The 25,026-nt window shown below is 71.2% G+C and carries 27 protein-coding genes; 18 read left to right on the top strand and 9 right to left on the bottom strand.

Features of this window, described 5'->3' with window-relative positions:
- Positions 1-89 precede the first annotated feature (89 nt).
- Positions 90-2,558 (top strand): glycosyltransferase family A protein, encoded by a 2,469-nt coding sequence (locus tag EP757_RS05280; protein ID WP_127543078.1) that lies wholly within the window; start codon positions 90-92, stop codon positions 2,556-2,558.
- 793 nt (positions 2,559-3,351) lie between these two features.
- Here the strand turns inward: EP757_RS05280 and EP757_RS05275 are convergent.
- Together EP757_RS05275 and EP757_RS05270 are read right to left on the bottom strand one after the other, a co-directional pair.
- Entirely contained in the window at positions 3,352-4,614 is a 1,263-nt protein-coding gene (locus tag EP757_RS05275; protein ID WP_127543077.1) for a nucleotide sugar dehydrogenase, read from the bottom strand.
- An 11-nt stretch (positions 4,615-4,625) separates the two neighbouring features.
- Positions 4,626-6,365, bottom strand: coding sequence for a stealth family protein (locus tag EP757_RS05270; protein ID WP_232050381.1), 1,740 nt, complete (start codon positions 6,363-6,365; stop codon positions 4,626-4,628).
- A gap of 238 nt (positions 6,366-6,603) precedes the next feature.
- On the opposite strand from EP757_RS05270, the gene EP757_RS05265 reads away from it, so the two are divergent.
- The 3 genes from EP757_RS05265 (at position 6,604) to EP757_RS05255 (ending at position 9,538) form a co-directional block, all read left to right on the top strand.
- Positions 6,604-6,834, top strand: coding sequence for a hypothetical protein (locus tag EP757_RS05265; protein ID WP_127543075.1), 231 nt, complete (start codon positions 6,604-6,606; stop codon positions 6,832-6,834).
- A 63-nt stretch (positions 6,835-6,897) separates the two neighbouring features.
- Complete coding sequence (gene ffh, locus EP757_RS05260; RefSeq protein ID WP_127543074.1) at positions 6,898-8,436, top strand: signal recognition particle protein; 1,539 nt, start codon at positions 6,898-6,900, stop codon at positions 8,434-8,436.
- A 25-nt stretch (positions 8,437-8,461) separates the two neighbouring features.
- Entirely contained in the window at positions 8,462-9,538 is a 1,077-nt protein-coding gene (locus EP757_RS05255) for an amidohydrolase family protein (protein WP_127543073.1), read from the top strand.
- 1 nt (position 9,539) lies between these two features.
- Here EP757_RS05255 and EP757_RS05250 read toward each other — a convergent pair whose 3' ends face one another.
- Genes EP757_RS05250 through EP757_RS05235 form a run of 4 tightly spaced genes read right to left on the bottom strand, consistent with a single transcriptional unit; the run spans position 9,540 to position 13,407 of the window.
- Positions 9,540-10,949, bottom strand: coding sequence for a PQQ-binding-like beta-propeller repeat protein (locus EP757_RS05250; protein ID WP_127543072.1), 1,410 nt, complete (start codon positions 10,947-10,949; stop codon positions 9,540-9,542).
- The gene (locus EP757_RS05245; protein WP_127543071.1) at positions 10,939-11,442 is read right to left on the bottom strand and encodes a SigE family RNA polymerase sigma factor; all 504 of its coding nucleotides are present in this window, start codon (positions 11,440-11,442) and stop codon (positions 10,939-10,941) included. The genes EP757_RS05250 and EP757_RS05245 overlap by 11 nt, the downstream gene beginning before the upstream one ends.
- A 53-nt stretch (positions 11,443-11,495) precedes the next feature.
- Complete coding sequence (locus EP757_RS05240; RefSeq protein ID WP_127543070.1) at positions 11,496-12,908, bottom strand: PQQ-binding-like beta-propeller repeat protein; 1,413 nt, start codon at positions 12,906-12,908, stop codon at positions 11,496-11,498.
- Positions 12,898-13,407 carry a SigE family RNA polymerase sigma factor gene (locus EP757_RS05235; RefSeq protein WP_255435439.1) on the bottom strand — a complete coding sequence of 170 codons (510 nt, stop codon included), beginning with the start codon at positions 13,405-13,407 and terminating at the stop codon, positions 12,898-12,900. The genes EP757_RS05240 and EP757_RS05235 overlap by 11 nt, the downstream gene beginning before the upstream one ends.
- Positions 13,408-13,458: 51 nt before the next feature.
- On the opposite strand from EP757_RS05235, the gene proS reads away from it, so the two are divergent.
- The 13 genes from proS to EP757_RS05170 all read left to right on the top strand — a co-directional run bounded on the left by proS (position 13,459) and on the right by EP757_RS05170 (position 22,174).
- Entirely contained in the window at positions 13,459-14,865 is a 1,407-nt protein-coding gene (gene proS, locus EP757_RS05230; RefSeq protein ID WP_127543069.1) for a proline--tRNA ligase, read from the top strand.
- Between the two features lie 2 nt (positions 14,866-14,867).
- The gene (locus EP757_RS05225) at positions 14,868-15,545 is read left to right on the top strand and encodes a DUF402 domain-containing protein (protein WP_127543068.1); all 678 of its coding nucleotides are present in this window, start codon (positions 14,868-14,870) and stop codon (positions 15,543-15,545) included.
- Positions 15,546-15,678: 133 nt separating this feature from the next.
- On the top strand, positions 15,679-16,191 hold the full coding sequence (gene rpsP / locus EP757_RS05220) for a 30S ribosomal protein S16 (protein ID WP_127543067.1): 513 nt from the start codon (positions 15,679-15,681) through the stop codon (positions 16,189-16,191).
- Complete coding sequence (locus EP757_RS05215; protein WP_111651360.1) at positions 16,169-16,426, top strand: RNA-binding protein; 258 nt, start codon at positions 16,169-16,171, stop codon at positions 16,424-16,426. Before rpsP ends, EP757_RS05215 begins: the two co-directional genes overlap by 23 nt.
- 6 nt (positions 16,427-16,432) lie before the next feature.
- The gene (gene rimM / locus EP757_RS05210) at positions 16,433-16,999 is read left to right on the top strand and encodes a ribosome maturation factor RimM (RefSeq protein ID WP_174262512.1); all 567 of its coding nucleotides are present in this window, start codon (positions 16,433-16,435) and stop codon (positions 16,997-16,999) included.
- Positions 16,996-17,760, top strand: coding sequence for a tRNA (guanosine(37)-N1)-methyltransferase TrmD (gene trmD, locus EP757_RS05205; protein ID WP_127543065.1), 765 nt, complete (start codon positions 16,996-16,998; stop codon positions 17,758-17,760). Before rimM ends, trmD begins: the two co-directional genes overlap by 4 nt.
- A 120-nt stretch (positions 17,761-17,880) precedes the next feature.
- A complete protein-coding gene (rplS, locus tag EP757_RS05200; protein ID WP_127543064.1) occupies positions 17,881-18,237 on the top strand; it encodes a 50S ribosomal protein L19 in 357 nt (118 codons plus the stop codon).
- Between the two features lie 165 nt (positions 18,238-18,402).
- The gene (gene lepB / locus EP757_RS05195; protein ID WP_127543063.1) at positions 18,403-19,296 is read left to right on the top strand and encodes a signal peptidase I; all 894 of its coding nucleotides are present in this window, start codon (positions 18,403-18,405) and stop codon (positions 19,294-19,296) included.
- Positions 19,293-19,955 (top strand): signal peptidase I, encoded by a 663-nt coding sequence (gene lepB / locus EP757_RS05190; protein ID WP_127543062.1) that lies wholly within the window; start codon positions 19,293-19,295, stop codon positions 19,953-19,955. Before lepB (EP757_RS05195) ends, lepB (EP757_RS05190) begins: the two co-directional genes overlap by 4 nt.
- 42 nt (positions 19,956-19,997) lie before the next feature.
- Positions 19,998-20,459, top strand: coding sequence for an NUDIX hydrolase (locus EP757_RS05185; protein ID WP_127543061.1), 462 nt, complete (start codon positions 19,998-20,000; stop codon positions 20,457-20,459).
- Positions 20,459-21,313, top strand: a complete 855-nt coding sequence (locus EP757_RS05180) for a ribonuclease HII (RefSeq protein WP_127543060.1) — start codon at positions 20,459-20,461, stop codon at positions 21,311-21,313. Before EP757_RS05185 ends, EP757_RS05180 begins: the two co-directional genes overlap by 1 nt.
- Positions 21,310-21,633: a DUF2469 domain-containing protein gene (locus EP757_RS05175; protein ID WP_067505225.1), complete on the top strand. Its 324-nt coding sequence runs from the start codon at positions 21,310-21,312 to the stop codon at positions 21,631-21,633. The genes EP757_RS05180 and EP757_RS05175 overlap by 4 nt, the downstream gene beginning before the upstream one ends.
- A 70-nt stretch (positions 21,634-21,703) precedes the next feature.
- Positions 21,704-22,174, top strand: coding sequence for a murein hydrolase activator EnvC (locus EP757_RS05170; RefSeq protein ID WP_127543059.1), 471 nt, complete (start codon positions 21,704-21,706; stop codon positions 22,172-22,174).
- Here EP757_RS05170 and EP757_RS05165 read toward each other — a convergent pair.
- The 3 genes from EP757_RS05165 to EP757_RS05155 are packed head-to-tail and all read right to left on the bottom strand — an operon-like array spanning position 22,154 to position 24,630.
- Complete coding sequence (locus tag EP757_RS05165) at positions 22,154-23,341, bottom strand: aminotransferase class V-fold PLP-dependent enzyme (RefSeq protein ID WP_127543058.1); 1,188 nt, start codon at positions 23,339-23,341, stop codon at positions 22,154-22,156. The two genes, EP757_RS05170 and EP757_RS05165, sit on opposite strands and share 21 nt — an antisense overlap.
- Before the next feature lie 17 nt (positions 23,342-23,358).
- Positions 23,359-24,348, bottom strand: coding sequence for a tyrosine recombinase XerC (locus EP757_RS05160; RefSeq protein ID WP_370457772.1), 990 nt, complete (start codon positions 24,346-24,348; stop codon positions 23,359-23,361).
- A gap of 33 nt (positions 24,349-24,381) precedes the next feature.
- Positions 24,382-24,630, bottom strand: coding sequence for a hypothetical protein (locus tag EP757_RS05155; protein WP_127543056.1), 249 nt, complete (start codon positions 24,628-24,630; stop codon positions 24,382-24,384).
- Between the two features lie 156 nt (positions 24,631-24,786).
- Between EP757_RS05155 and EP757_RS05150 the strand changes: the two genes are divergently transcribed.
- Positions 24,787-24,972, top strand: coding sequence for a DNA-binding protein (locus EP757_RS05150; RefSeq protein ID WP_127554092.1), 186 nt, complete (start codon positions 24,787-24,789; stop codon positions 24,970-24,972).
- The last annotated feature ends 54 nt before the right edge of the window (positions 24,973-25,026 follow it).

Genomic DNA, 25,026 nt, shown 5'->3' with positions numbered 1-25,026 from the left:
CCACAACGAACGGCGCTCGTCCGGCGTCACGCTCCCACCCGCCCGGGCGTTGATCCTCCGGGCACCACGAATTCACCCGGCAGGAGCACATGCGCAGGCTGCACACGACACCCGACGCGTACGGAACCGAGCTGCTGGAACGTCAGTGGCTGGAGATGTGCGGCCCGTCACCCTCTTCCGACGGGCCCGCCACCGCCGCCCTGCACACGAGATCGGCCTCCGCACGCGCGGTCCTCGCGTACGCGGCGGCCCGGCGCTCGGTCGACGACCTGATCCTCGGCGCGTACGAGGGGCGGCTCTTCCCGGACGCCGATCCGTGGACGTTCGGCGAGCTGGCCCGCGTCGTCGCCCTCCAGGATCTCTGGTCCGAGGACCGGGCGGACGCGATGGTGCTGCTCGACTCGCTGCTGCGCACGTTCGGCGCGGCCGGGGTCGCCCCGCGGCATCAGGGCCTGCACGCCCAACTCGCCTACGCGACGGGCGACCGCACCCGGACGGAGAAGCTGCTCGCCGACTATCCGGAGATCCCTGATCCGGTACGCACGGCGCTGGTCGTGGATCTCACCACCGCCGAGGACTGGCTGCCCCGCTTCCTCGGGCTGCTGCCCGCCCCCGGATTCACCCTGGACGGCGAGATCGGGCCGCGGTTCGACCGGATCCGCTCCCGGCCGGCCGCCCGCGCCGGTTCCGCGCACCGGATCACCACGATCGTCACGACGTACCGGCCCGGTCTCGCTCTTCTGACGACGGTCCGCTCGCTGGTCGCGCAGAGCTGGACCAACCACGAGATCCTGGTCGTCGACGACGGATCCGGGCCCGGCCACGACGCCGTGCTGGCGCGGGCAGCGGCGCTCGACCCACGGGTGCGGATCCTGCGGATTCCCCAGAACGGCGGCACCTACCTGGCCCGCAACGCCGGCCTGGACGCCGCCACCGGGGAGTTCGTCACATTCCAGGACTCCGACGACTGGTCGCATCCGCTGCGGCTGGAACGCCAGGCCGCGCCGCTGATCGCCGACAGCGCCCTGTTCGCCACCACGTCGGCGGGTATCCGGGTCACCGAGGACCTGGTCGTCACCCGCCCGGGGATCCCCGAGTACCGGTCGTACAACCTCTCCTCGCTGATGATCCGCCGGGAGCCGGCGCTGGCCCGGGTCGGATACCTCGACACGGTGCGCAAAGGTGCCGACGCCGAGTACGTGGAACGCGCCCGTGCAGTCTTCGGCCGGCCCGCGATCCACCACCTGGGTGGCGAGCCGCTCGCACTGATCAGGCTCTCCGGTGGCTCACTGTCCAGCGCCGACATCTCGCCGGGCTGGATGCACCCGGCGCGGTACGCGTACATGTCCGCCTTCAAGGCCTGGCACCGCGACGTGGCCGCGGGCCGCGCCGACGCCGTGCGCCCCCGCGACATCGGCGTCCCCCGACCGTTCGCCGCGCCCCGCCGCCTCACGTTGCGCCCGCTGGATCGCGACGCGCCCCGGCAGCTCACCGCGACCGCCGACACCCACGACTACGACCTGATCCTGGCCGCCGACTGGAGCCGCCAGGAGGGCATGACCCGCCCGATGGGGGAGCGCCTGTGCGCCGCCGCCGTCCCCGGACGCCGGGTCGCGGTGCTGCACCTGAGCCTGCTGCGGCACGTCACCGGCAAGCCCGCCGACCTGGACCCGTCGGTGCAATCGCTGATCAATTCCGGGCGGGTCGGCCAGGTCATGCTCTCCGACGACATCATCGCCAGGCTGGTGATCGTCCAAGATCCGGCGCTGGTGGCGTTCGCGCCCGGATATCCGTCGTCGATCCGCGCCGACCGGGTCGTCATCGAAGCCGACCCGGCCTGGGGAGACGCGGCGTTCCACTGCGAGGCCGAGGCGCGCCGCCTGTTCGGCGTGGAACCCTGGTGGGCGCCGGCCGGCGCGGCCGACCGCCGTCAGCTGGCCGGCGGCCCGTTCGGCATCCGGCTCGCCAAGGCCGACCTGCCCGGCACGATCGACCCGGAACGCTGGCGCCTGCACCGCACCGGCCCCCGAGCCGACCGCCCGGTGATCGGCCGCATGCTCTTCGACCGTCCCGGCGCCACCGTCGCCGCCGAATGGCTGCGGCTCCGCGAGGCGCTGCCCGCCTCCGGAGGCCTCGACGTGCGAGTCCTGGCACCCGTCGGCGAGATGCGGCTGCCCAAGAACTGGCTGGTCTACCGGCCGTCCGACGTGGCCGCCCGCGCCTTCCTCCACCAGATCGACTTCTACCTGCACCTGCCCGCCGACGACCGCACCACGATCCTCGACCCGGAACTCCTCGCCGCCCTGGCCGCCGGCTGCGTGCCGGTCCTCCCGCACCGCTTCCGGCCGCTGCTGGGCCCGGCCGCCCTCTACTGCGAACCCGACGAGGTGGTCCCGGCCGTGAGCCGCCTCCACCGCCGCCCGGACGCGCTGGCCGCGCAGAGCCGCAGGGGCCTCGATCTCGTACGCCTGGAGCACCACCACGGCCGCTTCGCCGCAGCCCTGGACACTCTGCTGATGCCGGACCTGCCGCCGATGCCGGCCCTGCCCAGCGCCTGATCCCTTTCCACGAACTCGACGTCGAGTCACGCCCGGTGGCCACGGTTCGACGTCGAGTAGCGGCCGATGGTCGCGGTTCGATGTCGAGTCCCGTGCGACATGGGCCGCCGTCGCCGGGAGACGCCGAGCGCACGGTCCCGCGAGCCGGTGAGCGCACGCAGCTGCCGGGTTGCGTCCGCTGGCCGTCCTCATGAGGCCGGTGAGCGCACGCAGCTGCCGGGTTGCGTCCGCTGGCCGTCCTCATGAGGCCGGTGAGCGCACGCAGCTGCCGGGTTGCGTCCGCTGGCCGTCCTCATGAGGCCGGTGAGCGCACGCAGCTGCCGGGTTGCGTCCGCTGGCCGCCCTCATGAGGCCCGCGAACGCACGCAGCGGCGAAAGCGTGTGCACTGACCGCCCCCAGCGCCCAGCCCAAGCCCGATTCGTCGCTCTCCAGTGCAGCCGAACACGGTCGGCTGTGACTCATTGCTGTCTGGCGTGCCGGCGGAGAGCAATGAACCACAGCCGGACTTCGCGCGTCTGCCGAACAGTGCCCGGCGACCAGACCACACCAGCCGGTCGTGTGGACGCCCGGGCGGCGAACGCACGCACTCGGAGGTCGACGCCCTGCCCTGCGGAGCGGTTGCGCTGCCGGACCGGCGAACGCACGCATTCGGAGGTCGACGGCTCCTACGGCGGCGGTGAGCCACAGTGTGTGCGCCTGCCGCCCCTCGACACCGTCAGCGGGTGGGTGATGGGACGGAAACGGCCGCGCTGCTCCAAGGGGGAGCTGGGCGCGGCCGCGGAAAGAGGGCTGTCAGAGGCGGTGGGCCTCGCGGGACGAGGTGACTCCACGGGTGTCGAAGAAGCGCTTGGCGATGCGGGCCAGGTGGTCGGGGTCGTACTCGCGGTGGTTCTGGACCAGGATGACCAGGTCGGCGGAGGCGGTGGCGCCTTCCAGGTCGTCGGTGCGGGAGACCGGGACGCCGCCGATGTCCCAGGTGCGGACGTGCGGGTCGTGGTAGGCGACGGTGGCGCCGAGGGCGGCGAGCTGGCGGGCCAGCGGCGCGGCCGGGGATTCGCGCTGGTCGGCGATGTTGGCCTTGTACGTGATGCCGAGCAGCAGGACGGTCGCTCCCCGGACGGCCTGGCCGTCGGCGTTGAGCAGGTTCTGCGCGCGACGGGCGACGTACGCGGGCATCGTGGTGTTGATCTCCTGGGCGAGCTCGACGAAGCGGAACGGGTAGCCGAGCTTGCTGCGGACGTTGTGCGAGAGGTAGTTGGGGTCGATCGGGATGCAGTGGCCGCCGACGCCCGGGCCCGGGTAGAACGCCTGGAAACCGAACGGCTTGGTGGACGCGGCGTGGATCACGTCCCAGAGGTCGATGTCGAGTTCGTGGCAGAACCGGGCCATCTCGTTGACCAGGGCGATGTTGACGTGGCGGTAGGTGTTCTCCAGCAGTTTCGCGGTCTCCGCCTCCCGGGTGCCGCGGGTCTGCACGACCGTCTCGACGAATCGGCCGTAGAACGCCGCGGCAGCCGAGGTGCAGGACGGGGTGTAGCCGCCGACCACCTTCGGGGTGTTGTGCGCGCCGTACACCTCGTTGCCCGGGTCGATCCGTTCCGGGGAGAACGCCAGGTGGAAGTCGATGCCGGCGGTCAGGCCGGAGAGCTGTTCGAGGCGGGGGCGGACCTCGTCGTCGGTGGTGCCCGGGTACGTCGTCGACTCCAGCACCACGAGCATGCCGGGCCGCAGGTTGCGCCCGACCGCCGAGGTGGCGCCGAGGACGGCCCGCAGGTCGGGGCCGTCGCCCTCGGAGAGCGGGGTGGGCACGCAGATCACCGCGGTGCGGGCCTGCGCGATCAGCGTCTCGTCGGTGGTCGGCAGGAAGCCGTCGGCCACCATGGCCTTCACGTCAGAGTCGCTCAGGTCGTCCACGTGGGATCGGCCGTCGGCGAGTGCGCGGACCACCGTCTCGTCGACGTCGAAACCGAGCACGGACAGGCCGGCCCGGGTCGCCTGCTGCGCTAGGGGCAGGCCGACGTATCCGAGTCCGAGGATGACGACGTCGTAGCTCATGGCGGTTCTCCTTAAGAAGAAGTCAGGCGACCGGAAAGCGGCTGCCGCGGTGCGGCGATCGCGGGCGCGGGCGCGGTCGTGCCCGGACGCGGCGTGCGCAGCTCGAACGGCGACGGGAACGGCAGGTAGAGCGGGAGGAAGTCGGCGAGCAGCGCTTCCTGGTCGGCCACGGCGGCGCTGTCCACGTCGACGTCGTTGAGGCAGAACGCGTCGACGTCGCGGCCGCGCAGCAGCCGGGCCAGGCGCAGCGGTGTGACCGTCTGGGCCAGGTCGGTGTAGAGGTAGCGGATCTTGCCCTTGGCGGCGCGGCCGGTCAGGTACGCGTAGTACTGCTGCAGCGACGACAGCAGCGAGACGTCGTCCGGGTGCCGGAACTGGTGTCCCGCGGTCGCCGTGACCTGCTCGGCGAACCGGTTCTCGATCTCGGCGATCACGCTGCGCCGGGACGGGTGCGGGGTGTGCTTCATCTTGCGGGTCAGCACCCGGCCGAAGGCCTCTTCGATGAGCCGCCTGTTGTTCTTCGCGGCCGAGTCGGCGGGCCGGTCGCCGGGCCCGTGCGGGGTGACGTCGACCTGCGCCTTCGACGGGAAGAACTTGGTGAGCCCGCCCGGGGTGAAGAACAGGTCCGGGGTGATCGGCCGGCCCAGGATCACGTCGTCGTTCAGGTAGAGGAAGTGCTCGGCGAGCCCGGGGATGCGGTGCAGCCGGGACTCGATCGCCTGCGAGTTGAACGTCGGCAGCGTGCCCGTGTCGCCGAAGATCTCCTGGTGGCCGACCAGGGTGATCCGCGGGTCGGTGAGGTCCAGCCAGGCCGGCACCTGGTCGTCGGTGACCAGGAAGATCCGGCGGACCCAGGGCGCGAAGCAGTGCAGCGCGCGCAGGGAGTAGCGCAGCTCGTCGCGGCTGGCGTACCGGGAGTCGTTGGCGGCCTGCGCGTTGATCCGCGACACCCACGGGTTGCCGTCCAGCGCCCGGTTCTTGCGGCGCTGCCAGGCCGGGTCGCCGCCGTCCACCCAGGTGTAGACGACGTCGATCGGGAAGTCGATCCGGTCCGGGTCGACGGCGGTGAAGACCGGCCGGGTGCGGTACCCGGTCACGTCGTCGGGGGAGCTGAACGGGCCGAAGACCGGCTCGGGGGCGATCACCGAGGGCTCGCCGGCCGGGATGGAGTCGGCGACCTGGTTGCGGCGGGGCGCGACGAGCCGGCCGTCCTTGTGCCGCCAGAACTCGATCTCGCAGGCGTACTCGCCGCCGAGGAGCAGGCTGCCGGCCGGGTCGGTGACCGGCCAGCAGACCGAGACGACCCGGGGTACGCCGCGCCGTGCCGCGAGGACCGTGCGGAGCCGCCCGTGGTCGCGCTCGGCGATGTCGCGCAGCAGCGCGAGAACCCGATCGCGATCGTTCTCGGTCACCGCGACGGCGGTGCCGAGCGGTGTCGGTCCGGGCAGGCGGAACCAGTCGACGCCGGACGCGTCGAGGGCCTCGGCCACCCGGTCCAGGTTCTGCCGGCGCACGCCGGCGGGCGTCGCGGTGGCGACCACCCGCGCGGTCACGCCGCGCACGCGCGCCACCCCGGTCCTGGTCACCCTGGCGCGGTTCGGCATCCGGGTGGGTGCGAGAGGCATGAGGGTACGGGCGACCCGCAGCCGCCGTTCCGGAGTGATCTTCGGGAGCAGGTGCTTCTCGGCCGACGTGAAGATCCGTCGCCGCACCGCCCAGGGGGTCAGCCGCAGGATCTGCCGCAGGGTCACGCCGTCGTCCTTTCGCCGCATGTCCGCCGACGCGCTTAACGTCCCGGATGAGACGGAAGTTGCGGTCTATATCAGGAGTTGCACCCTTAACTGCGGTATACGCGGTCTGTGGGCATTGTGTGGCCGTTTGCGACAGACCCCACCCCTAGGGGAACGGATCGGGGTCACGGCCGATGCGGGTTGTTGCGTGCGCACTGCATGGTGGAAAGCGGCAACGCGATGACGGCGGGAGGCCGAGATGGGTAAGGCAGTGGCGTTTCTGGCAGCACTGATCGCCGGTGTGATCGTGGTGGGCTGGGTGGTCAGCTCACTGCTCGGCGGGTTCCTCTACTACCTGATCGTGGGAGCCCTCGTGGTCGGCGGCGGCGCCTGGCTCTACAGCCGCCTCAAGCGCGAGCTGGCCCCGGGCACCCGCACGCAGCGGCGCATCGAGGCGGCGGCGAAGACCTACCGCATGCGGAACCGGTGAGCGCCGAGCGGTACGGCTAGGCTTGCGGGCGAAGCCAACTAACGACCATCGGGAAGTCGCAACGTGTTTGACACCCTGAGTGACCGCCTGTCCGGGATCTTCACCAAACTCCGTGGCAAGGGCAAGCTCACCGATGCCGACATCGACGCCACCGCACGCGAGATCCGTCTCGCGCTGCTGGAGGCCGACGTCGCGCTGCCGGTGGTCAAGTCGTTCATCGCCAGCCTCAAGGAGAGGGCGCGCGGCGCCGAGGTCTCCCAGGCGCTGAACCCGGCGCAGCAGATCATCAAGATCGTCCACGAGGAGCTCATCACCATCCTCGGTGGCGAGGGGCGCCGCCTGCAGTTCGCGAAGCAGCCGCCGACCGTCATCATGCTGGCCGGCCTCCAGGGCTCCGGCAAGACGACGCTCGCCGGCAAGCTCTCCCGCTGGCTCAAGGGCCAGGGCCACCAGCCGCTGCTGGTCGCTGCCGACCTGCAGCGCCCCAACGCGGTCAACCAGCTGCAGGTGCTGGCCGGCCGCGCCGGGGTGGACGTCTACGCCCCGCAGCCCGGCAACGGCGTGGGCGACCCGGTGCAGGTCGCGAAGGACTCGATCGAGCACGCGCGGCGCACGGCGAAGGACATCGTCATCGTCGACACCGCCGGCCGCCTCGGCATCGACGCCGAGATGATGCAGCAGGCCGCCGACATCCGCGCCGCCGTCGACCCGGACGAGGTCATCTTCGTCATCGACGCGATGGTCGGCCAGGACGCGGTGCAGACCGCCGAGGCGTTCCGCGACGGCGTCGGCATCACCGGCGTGGTCCTCTCCAAGCTCGACGGTGACGCCCGCGGTGGCGCCGCCCTCTCCGTCCGGCACGTCACCGGGCAGCCGATCCTCTTCGCGTCCACCGGTGAGAAGCTCGAGGACTTCGACGTCTTCCACCCGGACCGGATGGCCAGCCGGATCCTCGGCATGGGTGACGTCCTGACCCTCATCGAGACCGCCGAGGCGGCCTTCGACGAGGATCAGAAGGAGAAGATGACCAGCAAGCTGCTCGGTGGCGAGCAGTTCACGCTGGAGGACTTCCTGGACCAGCTGATCGCGGTCCGGCGGATGGGCCCGATCGCCAACATCCTCGGGATGATGCCGGGCATGGGCCAGATGAAGGATCAGCTGGCCGAGCTCGACGACAGTCACTTCGACCGGGTGACCGCGATCATCCGCTCGATGACGCCGCAGGAGCGCACCACCCCGAAGATCATCAACGCGTCCCGCCGGCTGCGCATCGCGAACGGCTCCGGCGTGACGGTGATGGACGTGAACCAGCTGCTCAACCGCTTCACCGACGCTCAGAAGATGATGAAGCAGATGAGCGGCATGATGGGTCTGCCGGGCGGCCGACGCAAGGCGACGAAGAGCCCGAAGAACAAGCGCAAGGGAACGAAGAGCGGCAACCGTCCCCGCGTCGGCGGCGCCGGTGGTGGCATGCCTGGCGGGATGCCGCAGCTGCCGCCGGGTCTCGACCCGAGCGCGCTGGCCGGCGGCGGGATGCCCCCGGGCTTCAAGCTGCCGAAGCTCGACTTCAACAAGCTGAACAAGCCCAAGGACGACAAGTAAACGTGTGATCAGGTAGGACTGTCCCATGGCTCTGCATGTGCGCGGGACGGTCCTGCCTGACGGCGAGGTCCGGGACATCTGGCTGGTCGGCGATCGGGTCACCTACGAACCGGTGGCCGGCGCGGAGACGATCAGCGACGGCGGGTTCGTCCTGCCCGGCCTGGTGGACGCGCACTGCCACCTCGGGATCGCCTACGGCGCGAAGCCGATCGAGAGCGTCGATCAGGCCCGCGACCTGGCCGTCGTCGATCGGGATGCCGGTGTCCTGGCGTTACGCGATGCCGGTTCGCCGTACCCGTACCCGGAATTGGACGACGAACCGGGAGTGCCGCGCCTCGCCCGCGCGGGAAGGCACGTGGCCGCGCCCCGGCGTTATCTGCGGGACATCGGTGTCGAGGTGGCGGGCGACGAGGTGGCCGCCGCGGTCACTGAGCAGGCCAAGGCCGGTACGGGCTGGGTGAAGCTGGTCGGCGACTGGATCGATCGGTCGGTGGGTGATCTCGCCCCGTCCTGGGACGCCGGCACGATGGCCGCCGCCGTCGAGGCCGCGCACGCGGCGGGCGCCCGTGCCGCGGTGCACACGTTCTCCGAGGAGGGCGTGGAGATCATGGTGAAGGCCGGGGTGGACTCGGTCGAGCACGGCACCGGCCTCTCCCTGGATCTGATCGACGAGATGGCGCGCCGGAAGACCGCGCTCGTCCCCACGATGATCAACATCCGGACGTTCGGGAAGATCGCCGACTCCGCGCGGGGCAAGTTCGACGGATACGCCGACCACATGATCAAACTGCGGGACCGGTTCCCGTCGGTGGTGCTCGCTGCCCACGAGGCGGGCGTCCCGATCTATGTGGGCACCGACGCGGGCGGCGGCATCCGGCACGGGCTGGCCGCCGAGGAGATGCTCTACCTGCACGAGGCGGGCATCCCGGCGGAGGACGTGCTGGCCTCGGCCTCGTGGCGGGCCCGCGAGTGGCTCGGTTTCCCGGGCCTGGTCGAGGGCGGGCTGGCCGACCTGGTGGTCTACGACACCGACCCGCGCGTGGATCTGCGGGTCGTGCGGGCGCCCCGCCGGATCGTGCTGCGGGGCGCCGTCGTCAAGTGATTCAGCGGACGAACCGGTAACGGCGCAGCAGGGAACCGTCGGCACAGGCCAGGGTTTCGGTGCTCCACGCGCAGTCGGCTCCGGCGCCCGGCCGTACCGTGGCGCCGGGCACCTCACCCAGAACCGTCCGGGTCCCGTCCGCGGCCGACACCAGGACGGCCACCGGGCCCGCGTCGAATTCCAGCAGGTTGGCGTCGTCGATCCAGCCGATCTGGGAGCCTCCCTCATAGAGGACGCGGCCGTCGGCGTCGTGCAGCATCGCCCCGCGCATGCCGATCGTGAGCGTGCGGCCCGAGCGAGAGCCGGCGCCGCCCGTCGTCCCGCTGGTCTTAGCGCTCCACAGCTCGCGCGCCGAGGCGATGTCGACCGCCACGAGCCGGCCGTCCGGAGAGCCCAGGCTCACGCAGATCCGCCCCTGCCCGCATCCGAAGAGGCCCTGGAACTCCTGGCCCTCCTCGTACGTGTAGATCACCCGTGCGGTGCTGTCGTCGCCGAGCGCGGCGGCCCGGATCTCGTTGCCGACCGGCCAGACCACCGAACCGTCGTGCACCGTCGTGTACCCGCTCTGGTCGGACAGCACCTTCGCGATGCTGTTGCGGACCTCACCGGTACGGACGTCCCGGATCACCATGCGTCCGCTCGCGAGCTGCTGGAACAGGTAGCCGTCGCTGAACTCGTCGTTGCCGGCCGGCGACCAGCGCCGGGTGCCGTCCGCGGCGCTGATCCCGGACGTCCACCGCGGCCGGTCCGCACCCGCGGGCGCCGACCACAGCCGGGCGCCGGTGCGGATGTCCAGACCCTCGGTCATCCCGTCGGCGTCGTGCATCCGCACCAGCACATCGGGGTGGAAGACCAGCTGGTCGTCGAGGGCGTGCGGCAGCGACCAGCGTTCGGTCCCGGTCGCCGGGTCGAGGAGGTGCATGATCGGCCGGGGCGCCGCCTCCCGCAGCAGCACGGTGCCGGGGATCGGGACCGGTACGTCGGTGCCGCCCAGCTCGGCCGGGGTGCTCCAGAGCGGGTCGCCGGTGCGCTCGTCGGCGGCGAAGCCCCGGTTCTCGCGGGCGTCGACGCTCGCGGCGGACGGGACGGAGACGGCGAACAGCCGCCCCTCCGACGCGGCCGTGTAGTGCCAGGTGCGGCCCGCGCCCGCGTCGAGCGGATCGCCCAGGGGTTGCAGGCCCCGGATCGGCGAATTCGGCGTAGCGGGCAGGACCGGTTCGGCGCGATGGCCGCGCTGCCACACCACGGCTCCCGCGCCGCCGGCCACCAGCAGGATCGCGAGCGCCGCCGCCACCACCCGGTTGCGGCTGCGCCGGGCGCCTCGCCGCCGGGCGCCCTCGGCCGGGCCGACCGGGACCATGTCGCCGTCCCGGCTCAGATCCGCGAACATCTCGTCGAGATCAACGGACATTGTTCGCCCCTTCCCGGCTGTCGTTGCCGATGGCTGCCGCCAGACCCGCCCGCCCGCGGGACAGCCAGGATTTGACCGTGCCGGTGGACGCGCCCGTCTCGGTGGCGATCTCGGCGATGCTGCGGTCCATCAGGTAGTGCAGGACGAGCGCCTGGCGATGCGCCGCCGGTAGATCCCGCATGGCCCGGACGAGCAGGACGGTGTTCTCCGACGGTGGCGGGAACGGCGGCTCGGGTGGTTGCGCGGCGGCGTGGTCCCGGCGGCGGAAGATCCGGCGCCAGCGGTCGGTGGAGAGCCGGTTCACGATGAGGCGCAGCCACGCCTCCGGATCCTCGTACGCCGACACGCGCCGCCAGCGCTGCCAGGCCCGGGCGTACGCCTCCTGGACCAGGTCCTGCGCCTCCCCGGAGTCGCCGGTCAGGCCGTACGCGTACCGCGTCAGCCGCCGGGACGTGTCCCGGTAGAACGCGTCGAAGTCGTCGGTCCCCGTCATCTCACCGCCCTTTCCCCGATCAGACACGACGGACGGCGCTGCCGGGTTGCGTCTCAGCGCACGAATCTCCACGTCCACAGCTCGGACCCGGCCGGGCAGGCCAGCCGGTCGGCGCTCCAGTCGCAGCGTCCGGAGATCTCCGGCATGGTGCCGAGCGGGATCTGCCGCCCGTCCACAGCGGAGATCCCCACGGCGGTGAACCGGCCGGTGGCGTCGTCGCGGACCAGCGCCAGCACGTTGCCGTCGTCGATGAACCCGCCCACGCCCGGCACGTCGGCGAGGACCCGGCCGTCCGCGCCGAGGATCACGGTCCGCTGCCCGGTCCCGGACGTGGTGGAGACCACGATGCGGCCGAGCCGGGCCGACGAGACGCCGGGGTCGTACGGGAACGGCGTCTCCCGGACCACCCGGCCGTCGGCGGCGTCGACGACCAGCAGGTACGTCCCGGAGTCCCGCTGCTCGTAGACGCAGAGCCGGGCCGTGCCGCACGGGAAGGAGCCGGTGAACGCCCGCCGGTCGCCGAAGACCACCCGTGACGAGGTGGCGCCGGTGGCGTGGACTTCGCGCGTTCCGTCTCCGGCCCGCGAGACGGTGTAGACGACGCCGTCGTACGCCACGGCGGTGCCCGGCATGGCGGGGGCGGCCGGAACCGACGAGACCAGCTCGCCGGTCCGGACGTCCCGGATCGCGACGACGCCGCCGGTGGTGACGACGGCCAGCCGGTCGCCGGTGAGCGGGAACGCCTTCGCGAACTTCGTCTGCCCGAACGGCCCGCCGCCGGCCGGGTCGATCTCGCCGGGGTCCGCTGCGGTCCGCATCCCGGCGAGTTCGGCGGGACGGTCGTCGCCGGGCGGCACCGACCAGAGCCGGGCGCCGGTGACCACGTCGAAGGCCTCGACGGCGTGGCTGCCGCCGTCGATCCGGACGATCAGGCCGGTGTACAGCTCGAACCGGTCGTCGCCGCCGGTGGGCAGCTCCCACCGCCGCGTGCCGGTGCCCGGGTCGTGGAAGAGCAGGGCCGTGCCGGTCCTGACGATCAGCGTCTCTGGTGCCGCGATCGGCCCCTCGTCGTAGCCGAGCTCACCGAACGACTCGGAGACCCAGCTCGCGGCGCCGGTGGCGTACACCCTGCTGTCCGGGCTCGTGGTGAGCCCGTACCCGCGGTCGCCGGCGACCCGCGCGGTGTCCCAGGTCGAGCCGGCCGGGGCGCGCAGCGGCTCGCCGACCGGTTCCATCCCGCGCACCCGGGCCGGTGTGGTCGCCGGCAGGATCGGCTCGGCGTGCCGCCGCTGCCACACGACGCCGGCCCCGGCCAGGATCACGAGCACCGCGGCGCCGGACGCCACGGCGGCCCGGATCCGCTTGCGCCGGGCGCCGCGCCGCCGCACCTCGGTCAGCTCCGCGAGGGGGTAGGTGTCCGCGTGCCGTCCCGCCGCCTCGAACATCCTCTCCAGATCAGCGGACACGGCGGACTCCTTCCGGGCTGTCCAGGCCGAGAGCGGCGGCGAGGCCAGCCCGCCCGCGGAACAGCCACGACTTGACGGTGCTGGTGGTGGCGCCGGTCTCCTCGGCGATGTCGGCGACCGAGCGGTCCAGCAGGTAGTGCAGCGCGAGCGCCCGGCGGTGCGCGGCGGGCAGCGTGCGCATGGCCCGGACCAGCAGGACCACGTCCTCGGAGGGCGGCGGGACGGACGGGCCCGGCAGCTGGGCGGCGGCGTGATCGCGGCGCACGAACAGCCGCCGCCAGCGGTCGGTGGAGAGCCGGTTCACGACGAGGCGCAGCCACGCCTCCGGGTCCTCGTACGCCGACACCCGCCGCCAGCGCTGCCAGGCCCGGGCGTACGCCTCCTGCACCAGGTCCTGCGCCTCGCCCGGATCGCCGGTGAGCCCGTAGGCGTACCGCATCAGCCGCCGGGAGGTGTCCCGGTAGAACACGTCGAAGTCGACCTTCACAGAAAAGGACACGGGACGCCCACCCGGCAGGTTGCGGTACGGCCGCGACTAGGATGTCTCCTCATGGCTCGCGTGCTCACTCCCCGTGCGGAGGACTTTCCCCGCTGGTACCAGGACCTGATCGCCAAGGCGCAACTCGCCGACAACGGCCCGGTGCGCGGGACGATGGTGATCCGGCCGGTGGGCTACGCCATCTGGGAGCGGATGCAGGCCGACATGGACGCCCGGATCAAGGCGGCCGGCGTGCAGAACGCCTACTTCCCGCTCTTCATCCCGGAGAACTACCTGCGCCGCGAGGCCGACCACGTGGAGGGCTTCTCGCCGGAGCTCGCCGTGGTCACCCACGCCGGTGGCAAGGAGCTCGCCGAGCCGCTGGTGGTCCGCCCGACCAGTGAGACGGTCATCGGCGAGTTCATGGCGAAGTGGGTCGACTCGTACCGTGATCTGCCCTTGCTGCTGAACCAGTGGGCCAACGTGGTGCGCTGGGAGCTGCGGCCGCGTACCTTCCTGCGGACCACCGAGTTCCTCTGGCAGGAGGGGCACACCGCGCACGCGACCGAGCAGGACGCGCGCGAGCACGCCCGCGACATCCACCACAACGTCTACCAGGCGTTCATGGAGGAGATCCTGGCGATCCCGGTCATCCCGGGCCGCAAGACCAAGGGCGAGCGTTTCGCCGGCGCGACGAACACGATGACCGTCGAGGCCATGATGCGTGACGGCAAGGCCCTGCAGATGGGCACGTCGCACGAGCTCGGGCAGAACTTCGCGAAGGCGTTCGACATCACGTACTCGTCGGCCGACCGCACCGTCGAGCACGCCTGGACCACCTCATGGGGCACGTCGACGCGGATGCTCGGCGGTCTGATCATGGTGCACGGCGACGACAACGGCCTGCGGCTTCCGCCGCGCCTCGCGCCGATCCAGGTGCAGATCATGGTGGTCAAGGCGGGCGAGGGCGTCACTGAAGCGGCGGTCAAGCTGAGCGAGGAGCTCAAGACCGCCGGCGTACGGGTGAAGCTCGACGACCGGGCCGACATCCCCTTCGGCCGCCGCGCCGTGGACGCCGAACTCCAGGGCATCCCGATCCGCGTCGAGGTGGGTCCGCGGGACCTCGCGACCGGGAACGTGACGGTCGCCCGCCGGATCGACGGCAGCAAGTCCCCGATCCCGCTCGCCGACGTGGTGGGCGCGGTCACCAGCGCGCTCAAGGCCGACCAGCAGCGGATGTTCGATGACGCGCTGGCGTTCCGGGTGGAGCACACCGTCGACGTGAAGACCCTCGGCGAGGCGATCGAGGCGTCGCAGACCGGTTTCGCCCGGGTGCCGTGGTCGGCGGTCGGCGAGGCCGGCGAGAAGGAGGCGAACGGCAAGGCGGTCACCGTCCGCTGCCTGACCCGCGAGGACGGCTCGATGCCGGAGTCGGACGACGAGCCGGACCTGATCGCCTACCTGGGCCGCTCGTACTGACGATGCGTTTCGTCGCGGGCCGGCCGGTCGTCTACCGGAACTTCTCGGGCGGCCGGCTGGTCCACGTCCGGCCCTGCCTCGTGATCTCCGACGACGACCGCGGGCTGCTGCTCTGGCTGCCCCGCGGCTCGGCGGTGGTGAACGAGGTGGCCGTGGACGGCCGGGGCGTGCGGGACATGCCGTTCGCCGAGTGGTCGGCCACCGAGCGCCGCCTGGTCCCGGCCCGGTGGAACGGCCCGGGCATCCTGATGTTCGTGCCGGCCGAGGGCGAGCACTCGGTCTGGTTCTTCCGCACCGAGGGCGGCGAGTTCCGCGAGTGGTACGTGAACCTCGAGGAGCACGCGGTGCGCTGGGACGACGGTGATCTGGGCGGCGTCGACGTGATCGACCAGGACCTGGATGTGGTGGCCCGGCCTGATCGCACCTGGCGCTGGAAGGACGAGGACGAGTTCGCCGAGCGTCTCGCCCTACCCGAGCACTACTGGGTGCCGGATCCGGACGCGGTGTGGGCCGAGGGCCGCCGGGTGATCAAGAAGATCGAGGCCGGCGACTTCCCCTTCGACGGCACCTGGACGGACTTCCGGCCCGGTCCGGACGAGGTGGCGCCGCTGGAGATCCCGCCCGGCTGGGACCGACCCGGGGCCCGGTTGGGAAACGGCCGCTCTCATCTGGCAGAATGAGTTGTTGGTATCCGGCATGCGACAGGCGCCCTCTAACCCCTGATCGCTCCGCCAGTCCACGAGGCATCGGTCCCGCATCCCCACGTGGGTTCCGGTCGGCTTCACCCACGCAGTCATCAGGAGCGAAAACACCGTGGCCGTTAAGATCCGGCTCCTGCGGATGGGCAAGATCCGCAACCCGCAGTACCGCATCGTCGTCGCCGACTCGCGCACCAAGCGCGACGGCCGCGCCATCGAGTACGTCGGCATCTACCAGCCGAAGGAACACCCCTCGGTGATCGAGGTCAAGTCCGAGCGCGTCCAGTACTGGCTCGGCGTCGGCGCTCAGCCGAGCGAGGCCGTGCAGCGCATCCTCGAGAAGACCGGCGACTGGCAGCAGTTCAAGGGCCTGCCGGCCCCGCCGCCGCTGCTCGTCGCGCCGAGCAAGCAGAGCAAGACCGAGATCTACCACGAAGAGGCGAAGGCCGCTGCCGGTGTCGCCGACACCAAGCCGGCCACCACGCCGAAGTCGAAGAAGGCCGCTGCTCCGGAGGTCGCCGAGGCTCGCCCGGCCGACACCAAGGCTGCCGACCCGGCCGAGCCGAACCGTGAGGCCGTCGCCGAGACTGCACAGGACCCGGCCGGTGCCGGCGCCGACGCAAGCTGACGGGGCGCTCCGGCCCGCGCTGGAGCACCTCGTCAAGGGCATCGTCGACAACCCGGACGACGTCCGGGTTCGCCTGGTCGACTCGCGCCGCGGCAAGCGGCTCGAGGTTCGCGTGCACCCGGAGGACCTGGGAACGGTCATCGGGCGCGGCGGCCGGACGGCCAAGGCCCTGCGTCAGGTGATCGGGTCGATCGGCGGCCGCGGCATCCGCGTCGACATCGTCGACGCGTACTGATCGATGCTGCTAGTCGTCGGCCAGATCGGTAAGCCGCACGGGATCCGGGGCGAGGTCTCGGTCGTCGTGCGGACCGACGAGCCCGAGGAACGCTTCACCGTCGGGTCGGTGTTCATCACGGAGGTCCCCAGGGACCGCCGGGTGAACGCCGGCCCGGCGGGCGCTCCCGCTGAAGGCGCTCGTTTCGAAGTTCCCGAGCGGCTCGTCCTCGAGCAGATCCGCTGGCATCAGGGCCGCGGCATCGCCGTCTTCGAGGGCATCCACGACCGCAACGTCGCCGAGGCGATGCGTGGCGTCTACCTCCAGGTGGACAGCGCCGATGTGGCGCCCCCGGAGGACCCCGAGGAGTTCCACGACCACCAGCTCATCGGGCTGCGGGTCGAGTCGGTCGACGGGTCGGCGCTGGGCACCGTGCAGCGGATCGACCATGCGCCGTCCTCGGACCTGATCGTGCTCGCCAAGGCGGGCGGCGGGACCGCGCTGATCCCGTTCGTCACCGCGATGGTGCCGACCGTGGACCTCGACGGCGGCCGTGTGATCGTCGATCTCCCGGAAGGCCTGCTGGACCTGTGAAGGTCGACATCATCTCGATCTTCCCGGATTACTTCGCCCCGCTCGACCTCTCGCTGATCGGCAAGGCGCGGACGACCGGGACGCTCGACCTCTCCGTGCACGATCTGCGTACCTGGACCTATGACGTGCACCGGACGGTGGACGACAGCCCGTACGGCGGCGGTCCCGGCATGGTGATGCGCCCCGAGCCGTGGGGTGAGGCCCTGGACGCGGTGGCGACGCCGGGCGCGACCCTGGTGATCCCGTCGCCGGTCGGCAAGCGGTTCACCCAGGCCGACGCGCACGAACTGGCCGGCCTCGATCACCTGGTCTTCGCCTGCGGCCGCTACGAGGGCATCGACCAGCGGGTGATCGACGACGCGGCGGACCGGATGCCGGTGCGCGAGGTCTCGCTCGGCGACTACGTGCTGTTCGGTGGCGAGGTCGCGGTCATCGTGATCATGGAGGCGATCACCCGGCTGCTGCCCGGTGTGCTCGGCAACGCCGACTCGCTGACCGAGGAGTCGCACGCTGCGGGTCTGCTGGAGGCCCCGGTCTACACGAAGCCGCAGTCCTGGCGCGACCGCGAGGTGCCGGACGTGCTGCGGTCCGGCGACCACGGCCGGATCGCGCGCTGGCGGCGCGTGCAGAGCATGGTGCGTACCGCCACCCGGCGCCCCGACATGTGGGCCGCCTATCCTCCGGAAAATCTGGACGCTAAGGACCGGAAGGCGCTGGTGGAGGGCGGATTTCAGATCCCGCCGCCGGGTGTGGCAGAGTAGTGGGGTTGCCGTCTCCGACCCGCGCCGCGGGGAGGGGCGAGGATCCCCTTGAGTGGCGGGGGATCAGGATCACCCATCGCGCACCGAACACCCGGTGCGCCATAGCACGAGGATGCAGCGATGAACACGCTGGACGCTCTTGACGCCCAGTCGGTGCGCACCGACACCCCGGACTTCCGGGCCGGTGACACCATCAAGGTGTACGCACGAGTCGTCGAAGGTAACCGTTCCCGCGTCCAGATCTTCCAGGGCGTCGTGATCGCTCGCCACGGTGCGGGCCTGCGGGAGACCTTCAAGGTCCGGAAGATCAGCTTCGGCGTCGGTGTCGAGCGGACCTACCCGTTCAACAGCCCGGCGATCGACAAGATCGAGGTCATCACCCGTGGTGACGTCCGCCGCGCCAAGCTCTACTACCTGCGCGAGCTCCGTGGCAAGAAGGCCAAGATCAAGGAGCTTCGGGAGAAGCAGACCGTCTGACGGCCGACCTGGTCCGGCGCGACAGGGCGTGGGCGAACTACGCTTGGTCGTGCCGGACGGTTCTGGTGAACCTTTTCAGACCTACCGCCCGTAACTTTCCCTAGCCGGGAAACTCGGGCGGTAGTGCTGTATCCGGGGGCGGTTCGGCCGGGTCGACGGCAGGAGATGCGAAGCGTGGAACCGATGGAAGGCTATACGCCGTCCCGACGGCGCCGGGGCATGATCCGGCGCAAGGAGATGCCGCTCTGGCAGGAGTTGCCGCTGCTGCTCGTGGTGGCGTTCTGCCTCGCTGTGCTGATCCGGACCTTCCTGGTCCAGGCGTTCTACATCCCGTCCGGGTCGATGGAGAACACGCTCCAGATCAAGGACCGGGTCCTGGTCAACAAGGTCGTCTACGACATGCGCGATCCGCTCCGCGGCGAGGTCGTGGTGTTCCGGGGCACCGACGACTGGGCGCCCGAGGTGACCGAGACGGTCAGCAACGCGTTCGTCGCGAAGCTCGGCCGGACGATCGGCGACCTCGTCGGTGTCAGCCGGCCCGGCGAGCGCGACTTCATCAAACGGGTGATCGGCCTTCCGGGTGACAAGGTCGCGTGCTGTGACGATCAGGGCCGGATCACCGTCAACGGGGTCGGCATCGACGAGCCGTACATCGCCGAGGGTTTCAACTCCGACCTGAACCAGCCGCCGATCCCCGGGCAGTGCACGAGCCGCCGGTTCGACGAGGTGACCGTGCCGGCCGGGCAGATGTTCGTGATGGGCGACCACCGATCGGTCTCCCAGGATGCCCGCTGCCAGGGGCCGGTCCCTATCGAGAACGTCATCGGCCGCGCCTTCGTGGTGGTCTGGCCGAGTGATCACTTCACCAGTCTCAGCGTTCCTGACGTGTGGAAACAGTTCGCGACGGAGCATCCGACGGCGGCGGCCGGCCACCCGGCGCGCTATCGGGAAGCCGACCCGGTCGTGGCCGGCGAGGTTCTGCCGCTTCTGCTCGGTGTCGTTTTATCCGCGCGTTCCGGCATGTCGTTCGTGACTCGACGACGTAGGCTCCGAGCGTGATTGACGAGCAGACCGAGAAGCGCAAAGGTTCGTTCTGGCGCGAACTACCCATTCTGCTGGGTGTGGCGATCCTGGTGGCGGTTCTGGTCCGCGCCTTCGTCCTGCAGACGTTCTACATCCCGTCCCCGTCGATGGAGCACACGCTCAACGTCTGGGACCGCGTTCTGGTCAACAAGCTCGTCTACGACTTCCGCGACCCCCGTCGCGGCGAGATCATCGTGTTCAAGGCGCCGACCGAGTGGCAGTCCGGCACCGAGGGCGAGGATTTCATCAAGCGGGTCATCGGCACCCCCGGTGACAACGTCGTCTGCTGCGACAACGAGCAGCGCCTCATGATCAACGGCGTCTCCCTCGACGAGCCGTACATCTACACCGAGGACGACGGCACCCGGAACCAGGTGGCCGATCAGAACTTCGACATCACCGTGCCGGCCGGCCGGCTCTGGGTGATGGGCGACCACCGGGAGGCCTCCGGCGACTCCCTGGAGCACTACGAGCAGAGCACCGCGACCGACGAGGACGGCAAGCTCGCCGACGCGACCGTGCCGATCGACTCCGTCGTCGGCCGCGCGTTCACCATCTTCTGGCCGGCGGGCCGTGCCACCTGGCTGTCGGTGCCGGATTCGTACGAGTCGATCCCGAACGCGTCCGGCAAGTGACCGATTCGCCGGGTCGCCCGCGAGCGCAATAGGCTTGGTTCCGTGACCGTGATTGACCGCCGTGCCGGCCGCGTCCTGCTCCTCGACCGGGCGGGGCGGGTTCTGTTGCTGCACGGCGGCGACCCGGCCCGGCCCGGCAAGCACTGGTGGTTCACCCCGGGTGGTGGCCTGGAGCCCGGCGAGACGGTCGCCGAGGCGGCGGCCCGCGAGCTGTTCGAGGAGACCGGGCTACGCGCCCGGGCCGGCGATCTCGGCGCGCCGGTCTGGCGGGAGCTGACCGAGTTCGAGTTCGACGGCGGGCACTATCGTCAAGATCAGGAATTCTTCGTCCTGCGCGTCGCCGAGTGGCAGGTCGACACCGCCGGGATGGACGCGACCGAGCAGCTGACCATCACCGAGCACCGCTGGTGGTCGGCCGCCGAGATCGAGGCGAGCACCGAGGAGATCTTCCCGAGGGAGCTCGCCACGCTCCTGCGGGCCGTCTCGGCGGGAGAGGTCGTCTGATGCTCGCTCCGCCCCGCACCGTCGTCCGCCGGGAGGCGGGCCTCTACGCGCTCGAGCAGGCTCTGCAGCGCCGTGGGTTCCGCCATGTCGCCGGCGCCGACGAGGCCGGCCGTGGCGCCTGTGCCGGTCCGCTGGTGGCGGCCGCTGCGATCCTGCCGGAGGGCCGGCGCGGCGAGATCCCCGGCCTGGCCGACTCCAAGCTGCTGACCCCCGCGGCCCGCGAGCGGGTCTACGAGCAGGTGGTGGCGAAGGCGCTGGCCTGGTCCGTGATGATCATCCCGCCGACCGAGGTGGACGCCCGCGGCCTGCACGTCTGCAACCTCGCGGCGATGCGCCGGGCGCTGGCGTCGCTGACCGTCCGCCCGGAATACGTGCTGACCGACGGCTTCCCGGTGGACGGCCTGGGCGCGCCCGGCCTCGCGGTGTGGAAAGGCGACCGGGTCGCCGCCTGCGTCGCGGCGGCCAGCGTGCTGGCCAAGGTCACCCGGGACCGGCTGATGGTGGAGCTGCACGACAAGTTCCCGGCGTACGGGTTCGCCGTGCACAAGGGCTACATCACCGACGACCACACCGCCGCGCTGCGCGAGCACGGGCCGTGTGCCGAGCACCGCTTCTCATACGTGAACGTCGCCGCGGCCTCCGGGCGCGTCAACCGGCCGCCCCGGGCACGCCGGCCCGTGGAGCGGGCGGCGGCGACACTGTTCGACCAGTCCGATGACTTCGACTCAGCCGTTACCGAGCCGCTGCTGCTTCCCGAGGCGGCTGAGGGTACCGTCGGCGTGGCGTCGGGCGGACAACCTCAGCCACCGGTCTCGGTGGGGGAAGATAAGGCCATGGAGGGCGAGACACGATGAGCGCAGAGGATCTCGAGAAGTACGAGACCGAGATGGAGCTGCAGCTCTACCGGGAGTACCGCGACATCGTCCGCCAGTTCTCCTACGTGGTGGAGACCGAGCGCCGGTTCTACCTGGCCAACCAGGTCGACCTGCATGTGCGCAACTCCGACGGCGAGGTGTACTTCGAGGTGGAGATGCACGACGCCTGGGTCTGGGACATGTACCGTCCGGCTCGCTTCGTGAAGAACGTGCGGGTCATGACGTTCAAGGATGTGAACGTCGAGGAGCTGGAGAAGCCGGACATCTCCCTGCCCGACGAACCGGGCTTCGGCGGATAGGTTCTCCACAGTTCGCGGCCGTCCACAGGGCCGGTCGCGAGCGGGGAGGCGTCCGGGCACGCTGGCCCGCATGTCCTTCCTGCTGAGTCTGCTGCTCGCCGTCACGACGTTCGCCGATCGGCCGCCGGTTCCGTTCCGGTGGCCGATGGCGTCACCGCACGTCCTGCGGCGCTTCGATCCACCACCCGAGCGCTGGCTGTCCGGGCATCGCGGCGTCGACCTCGCCGCCCGCCCGTCCGCCGGGGTGCGCGCGGCCGGCGCCGGGACCGTCGTCTTCGCCGGTCGGGTGGCCGGGCGCGGTGTGGTGAGCGTGGCGCACGCCGGCGGTCTGCGTACCACCTACGAGCCGGTCGCCGCGAGCGTCTCGCGCGGTGACCGGGTGGTGGCGGGTGAGCCGCTCGGCACGATCGAAATCGGTCACGCCGGCTGTCCCGAGCCGGTCTGCCTGCACTGGGGGCTGCGCCGCGGCGACGACTACCTCGATCCGCTGGCGCTGCTCGGGCTGGGCCGGGTCAGGCTGTTACCGCTGGAGGGTCGCTAGCAGCGCGGGCAGGTGCTCGGCCAGATGCAGGTACTCCTCCGGGCGGTTGTAGACCTGGGCGCTCAGCCGGAGCAGGCCGCGGCCGCCCCACGCGTTCACCGCGGTCTCCACCGCCAGCTTGTCGGCGATCCGCTGGCGCAGCGCGATCGCCTCGGGCGTCGTCGTCGCGAGCCCGGCCGGCAGCGGCACCACGCGCATGGAGACCCCAGGCCCGGCGGGGCTGGGCAGGTCGGAGGGCGCCAGGCCGAGGGCCGCACCGACAACCCTCTGCCCGTACGCCGCCAGCTCCGCGTTGTGCTGCCGCACCGCCTCCCAGCCGAGGGTGCGCAGGGTGAAGACACCGGCGGGAGCGGCCAGCCAGGGCGTGTAGTCGATCGTCCCCTGCATCTCCACCGACAGTGGATACCCCTCGTCGTGGTCCCAGGAGACGATGAGCGGGTCGATCCGCCGCCGCCATTCCGGCGCCACGCTGAGCAGGGCGGTGCCCCGCGGCGCCCACGCCCACTTGTGCAGGTTGCCGACCCAGAAGTCGGCGCCGATCGCGGAGACGTCGACGGGCAGCATGCCCGGCACGTGCGCGGCGTCGACGAGCACCGGGATGTCGTGTTCTCGCGCGGCGGCGACCATCTCGCGTACAGGGAAGAGGGAAGCCGTCGCCGAAGAGATCTGATCGACCACCAGGAGCCGGGTCCGGCCGGGCCGCAACGCGGACCGGATCCGGGAGACCACCTCGGTGTCCGTCGCGCCCAGCGGGATCGCCACGGTCCGCGCGGACGCGCCGGTACGCCGGCACTGACGCCGCACCGCCATCGCCACCGCACCATAGGAGTGATCGGTGAGCAGCACTTCCTCGGCCGGCTCGAACCGGATCGACTGCAGGACCAGCGAGACCGCCGCGGTGGTGTTCGGCACGAGGGCGCTGCCGTCCGGGTCGGCGCCGAGGAAGGCGGCGAGGTGCCGGCGGGTGTGGACGATCCGGTCGGGCAGCCCGCTGCCGTAGAAGCGCAGCGGGTTCGCCTCCATCTCGTCGCGGAGACGCTGCTGCGCGCGCTGCACGTTGATCGGGACAGCCCCGAACGCGCCGTGGTTCAGATAGGACACCGCCGGATCCAGCGAGAACATCAGCCGGGCGCCGGGTATGGACCGGGGCGGATCTTCGGCGCTCATAGACGGATCGTACGTCCTCAGGCGCGGGGGTGTGCCTGTTTGAAAGCCGCGCGCAGGCGCTCGGTGGACACATGGGTGTAGATCTGTGTGCTCGACAGCGAGCTGTGCCCGAGCAGCTCCTGCACCGCACGCAGGTCGGCGCCGCCGTCGAGCAGATGGGTGGCCGCGGAGTGCCGCAGGTCGTGCGGGCTGGTGTGCGGCAGCCCCGCCGCCCGGGCCGCGCCCGCCACGATCCGCCGCACCACCGTCGGCTGCAGGCGGCCGCCCTTCGCCCCCAGGAACAGCGCGTCCCGGCTCAGCCGGTTCGCCAGTTCCGGCCAGCCGGCGCGCAGCCAGAGATCCAGCGCGTCCCGGGCCGGGTGTCCGTAGGGGACGGCCCGTTCCTTCGCGCCCTTCCCGAACACCCGCACGACCTGCCGCCCGTGGTCGACGTCGGCGCGGTTCAGCCCGCAGAGCTCGGAGACCCGGATGCCGGTGGCGTAGAGCATCTCCAGAACCGCCCGATCACGAATCCCCTCCGGGGTCGCCGGCCGGTCCTCTGCTGCCTGTCGCTCGTCCTCTGCCGTCTCCTGCCGATCCTTCGGCCGGTGTTTCGCGGACTGCTGGGTGACCAGCGCCTCGGCCTGGTCGGCGCGGAGGACGGCCGGAAGGTTCCGGTGCGCGCGCGGGCTGGCGAGCTGCGCGCCCGGGTCGTCGGACGCGCGACCGGCGCGGTGGGCCCAGCCGGTGAAGGCGCGTGCCGCTGCCGCGCGCCGCGCCTGAGAGGTACGCGCAGCGCCCTCGCCCATCCGGGCGGCCAGCCACCCGCGCAGCACCGTGATGTCCAGGTCGTCGAGGCCGTACCGGCCCTCCCGGACGGCGTGGTCCAGCAGTGAGACCACATCGCCGAGGTAGGCCCGGACCGTGTGCTCCGACCGGTTCTCGACTCCGGCCAGGTGCTGCCCGAAGTCGTCCACCGCCTGGCGCAGGGTCGGCGGCAGTGCCTCATGCAGTTGACGGGTTCGCATCGCCGCCCATCGTCCCATCCCACTGGCGGGTCGTCATCGCTCCTCCGGGTCGCGCGGCACCCAGGCGAGGAATCGCTCGTGGAGGTCCGGCAGCGTTACGTTGTCCGTCCACATGTCGCCGAGCGCCTCGTACATCAGATGGCCGGTGTAGACCGACAGCAACGATGGATAGACGCGGTACTCGGTGGACAGGTCTTTTCTCGCGGTAGCGCAGGGCCACGGCAAGCCGCACACACGGCAGCCCCAGTGTGGTCGTTCGTAGGTGTGCTCGACATACGCCATGAGGGACCTCCAAGCCGGCGGGCTTTCACCGCGCTGAGCTGCGGTACGCGAACCCACCGTAGTTGCTCCACACCTAGCTGGCGTACACACAGTTTACCCTTGACTAATAGTCTCACGCCTACGGTCGATCATGTGGGAGTGAAGCCGATCCGCCTCATGGGCGCACACGAGATTCGCATCCGGCTGGGCGGAGTCAGCCGTCAGCGGGCGTACCAGATCACGAGTCGAGCCGACTTTCCGAAGCCGGTCGCCGACCTTGCTCAGGGCAAGGTTTGGCTCGTGGAGGACGTAGAAGCATGGATGAAGGTCCATCGACGCGACCTGGACGACTCCGAGGACTGACCCCGTTCGCGCGCCGCGACCCCCGGCGCGCGGCAGCACCGGCCATCCGCCGCC

It is taken from the genome of Actinoplanes sp. OR16 (genome assembly GCF_004001265.1).
Taxonomy (GTDB): Bacteria; Actinomycetota; Actinomycetes; order Mycobacteriales; family Micromonosporaceae; genus Actinoplanes.
The sequence above is the reverse complement of the archived record's forward strand: the minus strand, read 5'-3'. Positions and strand labels throughout refer to the sequence as shown.

Bases quoted from the DNA above. Each gene is read 5' to 3' on its own strand.
- proS (WP_127543069.1), top strand. From the start codon at position 13,459: ATGGCTCGCGTGCTCACTCCCCGTGCGGAGGACTTTCCCCGCTGGTAC.
- EP757_RS05225 (WP_127543068.1), top strand. From the start codon at position 14,868: ATGCGTTTCGTCGCGGGCCGGCCGGTCGTCTACCGGAACTTCTCGGGC.
- EP757_RS05170 (WP_127543059.1), top strand. From the start codon at position 21,704: ATGTCCTTCCTGCTGAGTCTGCTGCTCGCCGTCACGACGTTCGCCGAT.
- EP757_RS05280 (WP_127543078.1), top strand. From the start codon at position 90: ATGCGCAGGCTGCACACGACACCCGACGCGTACGGAACCGAGCTGCTG.
- EP757_RS05255 (WP_127543073.1), top strand. From the start codon at position 8,462: ATGGCTCTGCATGTGCGCGGGACGGTCCTGCCTGACGGCGAGGTCCGG.
- EP757_RS05265 (WP_127543075.1), top strand. From the start codon at position 6,604: ATGGGTAAGGCAGTGGCGTTTCTGGCAGCACTGATCGCCGGTGTGATC.
- EP757_RS05180 (WP_127543060.1), top strand. From the start codon at position 20,459: ATGCTCGCTCCGCCCCGCACCGTCGTCCGCCGGGAGGCGGGCCTCTAC.
- EP757_RS05160 (WP_370457772.1), bottom strand. From the start codon at position 24,348: ATGCGAACCCGTCAACTGCATGAGGCACTGCCGCCGACCCTGCGCCAG.
- EP757_RS05155 (WP_127543056.1), bottom strand. From the start codon at position 24,630: ATGGCGTATGTCGAGCACACCTACGAACGACCACACTGGGGCTGCCGT.
- EP757_RS05275 (WP_127543077.1), bottom strand. From the start codon at position 4,614: ATGAGCTACGACGTCGTCATCCTCGGACTCGGATACGTCGGCCTGCCC.
- EP757_RS05150 (WP_127554092.1), top strand. From the start codon at position 24,787: ATGGGCGCACACGAGATTCGCATCCGGCTGGGCGGAGTCAGCCGTCAG.
- EP757_RS05165 (WP_127543058.1), bottom strand. From the start codon at position 23,341: ATGAGCGCCGAAGATCCGCCCCGGTCCATACCCGGCGCCCGGCTGATG.
- EP757_RS05250 (WP_127543072.1), bottom strand. From the start codon at position 10,949: ATGTCCGTTGATCTCGACGAGATGTTCGCGGATCTGAGCCGGGACGGC.
- lepB (WP_127543063.1), top strand. From the start codon at position 18,403: ATGCGAAGCGTGGAACCGATGGAAGGCTATACGCCGTCCCGACGGCGC.
- EP757_RS05245 (WP_127543071.1), bottom strand. From the start codon at position 11,442: ATGACGGGGACCGACGACTTCGACGCGTTCTACCGGGACACGTCCCGG.
- rplS (WP_127543064.1), top strand. From the start codon at position 17,881: ATGAACACGCTGGACGCTCTTGACGCCCAGTCGGTGCGCACCGACACC.
- EP757_RS05175 (WP_067505225.1), top strand. From the start codon at position 21,310: ATGAGCGCAGAGGATCTCGAGAAGTACGAGACCGAGATGGAGCTGCAG.